Source organism: Corynebacterium sp. HMSC074C04 (assembly GCF_001838295.1).
Taxonomy (GTDB): domain Bacteria; phylum Actinomycetota; class Actinomycetes; order Mycobacteriales; family Mycobacteriaceae; genus Corynebacterium; species Corynebacterium amycolatum.
Window position 1 is genome coordinate 1,453,284 of the sequence record NZ_KV836272.1, and the last position, 6,526, is coordinate 1,459,809.

Here is a 6,526-nt window from a genome sequence, read left to right on the forward strand (position 1 = left end):
AAGTCCACGCTGGCGATGGACTTCATGCGTTCGGCCTCGATTCGCAACGGCATGACCAGCGCAATTTTCTCGTTGGAGATGTCGCGCAATGAAATCATGATGCGCATCATGTCCGCAGAGGCGAAGATCAACATGGCATCTTTGCGCTCCGGTGACCTGGATGAGCGGGACTGGACCAAGTTGGTCGAGGTCGGCGACAAGATCCGCGATGCTCCGCTGTTTATTGATGACTCGCCGAACCTGACCATGATGGAGATTCGCGCGAAGGCACGTCAGCTGAAGCAGAAGCACGATCTGAAGATGATCGTGGTCGACTACCTGCAGCTGATGAGCTCGGGTAAAAAAGTCGAGTCCAGACAGCAAGAGGTCTCGGAGTTCTCCCGTCAGCTCAAGTTGTTGGCGAAGGAACTCGAGGTACCGCTGATTGCAATTTCGCAGCTGAACCGTGGTCCGGAAGCTCGCACGGATAAGAAGCCACAGGTCTCGGACCTGCGTGAGTCGGGCTCACTGGAGCAGGATGCCGATATCGTCATGCTGATTTACCGGCCGGACTCGCAGGAGGCTGACCATGAACGTGCTGGTGAGGCGGATATTATCGTCGCAAAGCACCGTGGTGGACCGACCGGAAGCATTGCTGTGGCCCACCAGCTGCACTACTCCAGGTTCGCCAACCTGGCGGAGGAGCCCAGCGGTTCTCTCTAGGTTCCTGGCCTAGCCACCCAGAATTAGTGCAATCCGGGTGGCTAGGTAAGGTGAGTGACAGTCAATGGGGCGAGTTTTCGTGTGTTGACGGTTTTGAAGGTTTTGAGGGTTACGCGGAGTCGTCGGGAAGCGGGGAAGCACTATGTCACCAACTGCCGCTCCCGCGGCAGCGGAAGCCAAAGCTAAAAGGCATAAGAGTGCGCCGAAACAGCGCGTCGGCTGGGTAGATGCGGCCAAGGGGCTGTGCATTCTATTGGTTGTGCTTGGCCATGCCATCACAGAGCTGCAAGCGCACGGTTACTACACGGCGCAGTGGGCGGGGATTAACTTCTTCCTCGGACCAATCCGTATGCCGCTGTTTTTCCTGCTATCTGGTCTGTTCGCCGGCAAGGCACTCAAGGAGTCGTGGCATAAGTTGGCCAATCGCCGAATCTGGGTGATGGTCTATCTCTACGTGATTTGGGTTCCACTGCGTGACTTCGTGCTTTTCCTCATGCCATATACGCACGTGGATGCCGATGGCATCGTGTCTCCGCCGTCGATTGCGGACCGCGGCGCGTGGGGGCCGCGGATTTACAACACGCTTCACGCGGTCATCGAGCCAACTTCTTACCTGTGGTTCCTGTGGGCGCTGGCGCTATTTGCAATTCTCACACGAGCATTCCGCTGGGTACATCCGGTGATTCAGCTCATCGTTTCAGGCCTCATTAGTGCATGGGCGCCTTTTGCCTCATCCAGCTGGTCGTGGGACTTTGTCAGCAAGATGCTGTTCTTCTACGTGCTGGGCATGTACGGTGCGCCCTGGATCTTCCGGATGGCACAGCGTCGCAGCGGCCTCTCACTGCTAGTGACGCTGACGGCGTTCCTGTCGGTGGCAATCTGGGTGCAGGCGACCTACGCGAGCTTTAACGAAGGCAACGTCGGCTTCACCCACGTGTACCTGTCCACCACTGGCGCACTGGCTGCAATCAATGTTATGGCGATGCTGCAGAACACTCGCCTAGTTGTGCCCTTTGAAAAGATTGGCGGCCGAACGCTGCCTATCTTCCTCATGCACATTCCAATGTTGGTTGTGGTCATGATTATTTGCGACCTCATCCTGCCGAAGGACCCACACTTGGTCATCATGACGCCGCTGGTGGCCATCATCGCGGCGATGCTGTGTCTCGGTCTGCACAGGTTGCTGCTTGCCATCGGTGCCGGATGGCTCTTCGTCCGTCCTGCTTGGGTAGTGCGCATGACTACGCCGGGACAGCGTGCTCTTCAGCGCAGCCAGAATCTTCCCTCCCAGCCTGAAGGCGAGGCTCTGCGTCAACCAAAGAGCGAACCTGCTTCCTAATTCAGCTCAACAAGGCGGTAGCGTGGAACCGAGAGCCGATCAGGCGGCAGAAGTGACACAGAGAATAGCCATAAAGAAATGAGAAAGCCATGCGTCTAGCAACGTTGCGATACCAGGGTGCACCCGCGCCGCTGTTCTCGGCGACGGCGTAGCGGTCCTTTTTGATGACCACTGTCTCGGAGATGTGTTAGCGCGGCCAACGTGGCGTCGTGAAGCGGAAGAACTCTTGGCGGAGGCGGGGGACAACCCTGACAACGTCATGGCGGAGAGCGCGTGGGCGTTCGCACCGCTGATCACGCGGCCGGGCAAGATCGTCTGTGTTGGCCTGAACTATGCCGCGCACATCGATGAGATGGGACACCAGCGCCCCGAGGTGCCGACGCTATTCGCGAAGTTTGCCGATGCCGTCGCCGGTGCGAAGGATGATATCCGAGTGCCGGAGGCCTGCGCGGAAAAGCTCGATTATGAAGGCGAACTCGCGGTTATCGTCGGCGAGACCTGCTTGCGGGTGTCGGAGGAGCAGGCGCAGGACGCTATCGCTGGGTACGCGATTATGAATGACTTCACCCAGCGCGATTTCCAGTACGCCACCGCGCAGTGGCTACAGGGGAAGACGTTGCAGCGCGCCAGTGCTTTCGGTCCGTGGATGCTCACAGCCGATGCTTTCGATGCGGACTCCGCACGGGTGCGCACATATGTCGACGGAGAGCTGCGCCAGGATGCCCCGATTGCGGACCTTGTTTTCTCCCCGGCGATGTTAATCGCCTACATCTCACAGTTCGTGCAGCTGAACCCGGGCGATGTCATCTCCACGGGAACGCCGGCGGGTGTTGGCCACGGCATGAGCCCGCAGACCTACCTTCAGGATGGTCAGGAAATGATTATCACCATCGATGGCCTGGGTAAACAGATCAACACCGTCCGCATCAACCACTAGCACGCGCCGCTTTACGACGTCCCCGCGAACCCGGCGGGAATGAATCGACCCCCGCGTGCGTTGTGGGAGACTAACGGGTAAAAACCTACGTAAAGAACGTGAAGTTAGAACACGACGTTAAAGAGTAAGAGGAGTTAGACCCATGGCAACTGTTGATATTACGAACGAGACTTTCGCTGAGACTATTCAGAACAACGACATTGTGCTCGTTGATGCCTGGGCATCCTGGTGCGGTCCGTGCCGCCAGTTCGCCCCGATTTATGAGAAGGCTTCGGAGAAGCACTCAGAGGTAGTGTTCGCAAAGCTGGACACCGATGCCAACCAGGAGGTTTCGGCCGCCCTGGGCATTCAGTCGATTCCGACGCTGTTTGTTTTCCGCGAGGGAATCCTGCTGTTCCAGCACTCTGGTGTGCTGCCTGAGACCGCTCTGAGCGACCTGGTTGGCCAGGCTTCGGAGCTGAACATGGATGATGTCCGTGCGCAGATTGCCGAGCAGGCCGCACAGGATAGCGCTACCGAGTAAATTCTGCGATTTAGTCCGCATACTGTGCGTTTTCCAACTTGGAGCACTGCCGGATAAGCCCCCGCGCCTCAAGCCCGCGGGGGCTTTTTGTATCTAGTCCGCGCGCTGGCCACGAATGAGCCAGCCAATACCAAAGCCAGCGAGTGCCGCTACTAGTGCCCACAGGGCTGGAGCGACTTTGTTTGAGTCCTCCTCAATCGACAGTGCCGCGCTGGTGCGGGCATGCTTTGTCTCCTTCTCACCTGTTGGCAGAACCTGCCCGCCCGGGAACACGTGCTTGACAGCTTCGGTGAGGTCGTTGGCGGTCAGGTTTTTGCCCAGAACCGCGATAGCGTAACGGTCATCGTCGCCAAGGAATCCGGCAGTGGTGTGCTGCTCTTCGTACCAACCGGATTTGTTGGCAATCGTTTCCTTCGGTAGCGCTGCACGCAGACCGAAGTTCTGGTCTGCATCGCCGTAGGAGTAGCGCGGCAGTGAGTACATCAGCTGACGCATGTATTTGGTCTCCGTGTCGCTCAGTCCGCCTTCTTCGCTCAGCATGCGGTCAAAGTAGGCGACCATGTCGGCTGGCGTACTAGTGGTGGCTCCCCACATAGGCGAGCCGACGGGCTTATCCGACAGGCCGTAGCGCTGCCGGACATTGTCAACGATGCGTACACCGCCGTAGGAATCCCACAGCTCGTCAGTTGCTTCGTTGTTGGAGTATCGAATCATGTCGTCGCGCAGCATGGCGTCAGGGTTGCCCTCAACCGGCATATCGCCCTGGCCAGCGACGATCTCGTCCTTCTTCGGCTGTGTGTAGTTGGAGTAGGCCACGACATCGGCGATGAATACCTTCATCAGGCTGGCGAGGCGAAAAACATCATCACAGTGTGCGTTGCAGATGAACTCACCGGTCTGGCGATCCAGGATGCCCATGCCGAGCATGCCGCCCTTAGCATCAAACTCCTCGGTCACTTGGTCGAGACGAGTTTGGACGCCAAGGCCCCACTGGGTCTTCGCCCCCGGCACAAGTGGGGGAAACGCCTTCGGCTCACTTTTCGCAGTGCTTTCCGACGGCTCCGTTGAGGACGTTTCCGATGTCGTTGAAGAGGTTTTCTCAGTCGACTTCTCAGGCGACTGTTCCGCCGACTTCTCTGTGGTTTTTCCTGTGCTCTTCTCGGGAGTCTTTTCAGCTGGCTTTTCGGTGGTCTTCTTGGTTTTTGCGTCGGAGGGCTTAGTCGGCTCCGTTGAGGATGGAGCTGCGACGACTACCTGCGAAAATGCGCCGGTATCGGTGGAGTCAGCAGTTGCGGTGACTGTCGCGTTAGCCAGCGGCGCAGTTGCTGACAGAGTAATTACCGCGGCGAGACTCGCGGCAAGTCCGCGGTACGCGCGTTGAGGGCAATGAACCATGTTTAGAGAGTTTACAACTCTGGGGGAGTCTTGCTTGTCGGTAACCAGCTCTTTCCGTTTGCCGAGAGAGAGCGAGCTAGCTCACGTACAATTTTTTAAGAGATGGAATCTTCTCGGTTCCGATTAGTTATTCCGCATATGTTGAGGAAGGTTGGATTTGCATGGCTAATCCATTTGCCAAGGGCTGGAAGTACATGATGTCTTCGTTCGATAAGAAAATCGAGGACAATGCGGATCCGAAGGTTCAGATTGCACAGGCAGCTGAGGCCGAGCGTCAGCGCCATCAGGAGATTCAGCGTCAGGCTGCGGCTATCATCGGCAACCGCAATCAGCTGGAAATGCAGCTGGGGCGGTTGACCTCCGAGCGTGACAAGATTACCGAGAACACCCGCCAGGCACTCGCCAATGCGGATCAGGCTCGTGCCAAGGGCGATGAGGCCACTGCACAGAAGATGGAAAGCACTGCTGAGGCGTTTGCCACCCAGCTGGTGAATGTTGAAAAGGAGCTGGAAAATACTACGCAGCTCCACCAGCAGGCCGTATCTGCTGCTGAGGAGGCACAGCGTCAGGCGCAGCAGTCGCAGGCTCGCTACGAGCAGATTAAGCAGGATATCCGCAAGCTGGAGTCGCAGGCGGATCAGGCCAAGATGCAAGAGACCGCGTCGAAGACTCTCCAGAGCATGCAGGGTATTTCCGAGGATCCGAATGTGCCGACTTTAGATTCGGTCCGTGAGAAGATTGAAGGTCGTTACGCCAATGCGTTGGGCGCTCAGGAGCTCGCGGAATCCTCACAAGCAGGTCGCATGGCTGAGATCGAGACTTCGACTCGCGATGCCGCTGCCGACATGCGCCTGGCCGAAATTCGTGCCCAGATGAATAATGAAAGCGCTGCTCTCGAATCCGGTTCTGCCGCGAAGGATAATGCCGGCGAGCTGGAGTCCGCCGAGGCCGCCGAGGCCGTTGAGGACACCACAACGGACGCAGACGAAGCGAAGTAGCCTTCACCAGTTGCCAACAATCGCCAACAAGAAAGTGTCGGGGTTTATGGCAGTCTGAGCGGGAAAACCACCCTAAACTGCCATAAACCCCGACACTTTCTCGCGTCAGCCGCACCAGCAGCGACAGTAGCGCCAGTAGTGCTGAAGCCATCGAAACTGCCGAAGCCTTGAGGCGCGCTACTTCTCCAATTCGCCGTTCTTCCGCGCGAGCAGCACCCCGCGGATACCGGCGTGGAAACCATCGCGCAGATTGACGCGCTGCGTCTCCGTCAGCGTGTATTCGTGCAGGGTTTCGCACGCAAACTGCAGCAGCGGACGATCAATGTCCGGCGGCAGCCCACCACCAGAGAGCAAGTGGGCACTATCGCGCGCCTGCTCGTTCGCAATATTCTCGTACCACCAGTTCGCGTACTGCTGTCCCACATCGAACGGCGTCTGGAAACCCGCGGATGCCCACACCTCGTTCGGCAGGGGCACGTATCGACTACGCAGCTTCCTCCTTGGCGCCATCATCGAAGGATTCGGCCGCGGGCTTGGTTTCGGTGTACTCGCGTTGGCACCGTCTTCGCTTGCCGACGGCTCCGTCGCCGACTCCCCACTGCCGGTTGCAGTCGACGACGCGGAATCGGAGG

The 6,526-nt window shown here is 58.0% G+C and carries 6 protein-coding genes and 1 pseudogene; 5 read left to right on the forward strand and 2 right to left on the reverse strand.

What is annotated here, in order from left to right:
• The 4 genes from HMPREF3011_RS11540 to trxA all read left to right on the forward strand — a co-directional run.
• Positions 1–702: DnaB-like helicase C-terminal domain-containing protein (locus HMPREF3011_RS11540; protein WP_246821535.1), on the forward strand; the 702-nt coding region annotated here is incomplete at its 5' end.
• Between the two features lie 142 nt (positions 703–844).
• Positions 845–2,041, forward strand: coding sequence for an acyltransferase family protein (locus tag HMPREF3011_RS10800; RefSeq protein ID WP_038627050.1), 1,197 nt, complete (start codon positions 845–847; stop codon positions 2,039–2,041).
• A 184-nt stretch (positions 2,042–2,225) separates the two neighbouring features.
• Positions 2,226–2,978, forward strand: a complete 753-nt coding sequence (locus HMPREF3011_RS10805) for a fumarylacetoacetate hydrolase family protein (protein ID WP_246821536.1) — start codon at positions 2,226–2,228, stop codon at positions 2,976–2,978.
• A gap of 142 nt (positions 2,979–3,120) precedes the next feature.
• Entirely contained in the window at positions 3,121–3,501 is a 381-nt protein-coding gene (trxA, locus tag HMPREF3011_RS10810; protein WP_005511980.1) for a thioredoxin, read from the forward strand.
• 93 nt (positions 3,502–3,594) lie between these two features.
• On the opposite strand, the gene HMPREF3011_RS10815 is transcribed toward trxA, so the two are convergent.
• A complete protein-coding gene (locus tag HMPREF3011_RS10815) occupies positions 3,595–4,896 on the reverse strand; it encodes a serine hydrolase (protein ID WP_070841518.1) in 1,302 nt (433 codons plus the stop codon).
• Positions 4,897–5,057: 161 nt separating this feature from the next.
• On the opposite strand from HMPREF3011_RS10815, the gene HMPREF3011_RS10820 reads away from it, so the two are divergent.
• Positions 5,058–5,894: a PspA/IM30 family protein gene (locus HMPREF3011_RS10820; protein ID WP_049181976.1), complete on the forward strand. Its 837-nt coding sequence runs from the start codon at positions 5,058–5,060 to the stop codon at positions 5,892–5,894.
• A 177-nt stretch (positions 5,895–6,071) separates the two neighbouring features.
• On the opposite strand, the pseudogene HMPREF3011_RS10825 reads toward HMPREF3011_RS10820, so the two are convergent.
• A pseudogene (locus HMPREF3011_RS10825) lies at positions 6,072–6,526 on the reverse strand (NYN domain-containing protein); the annotation flags it as partial.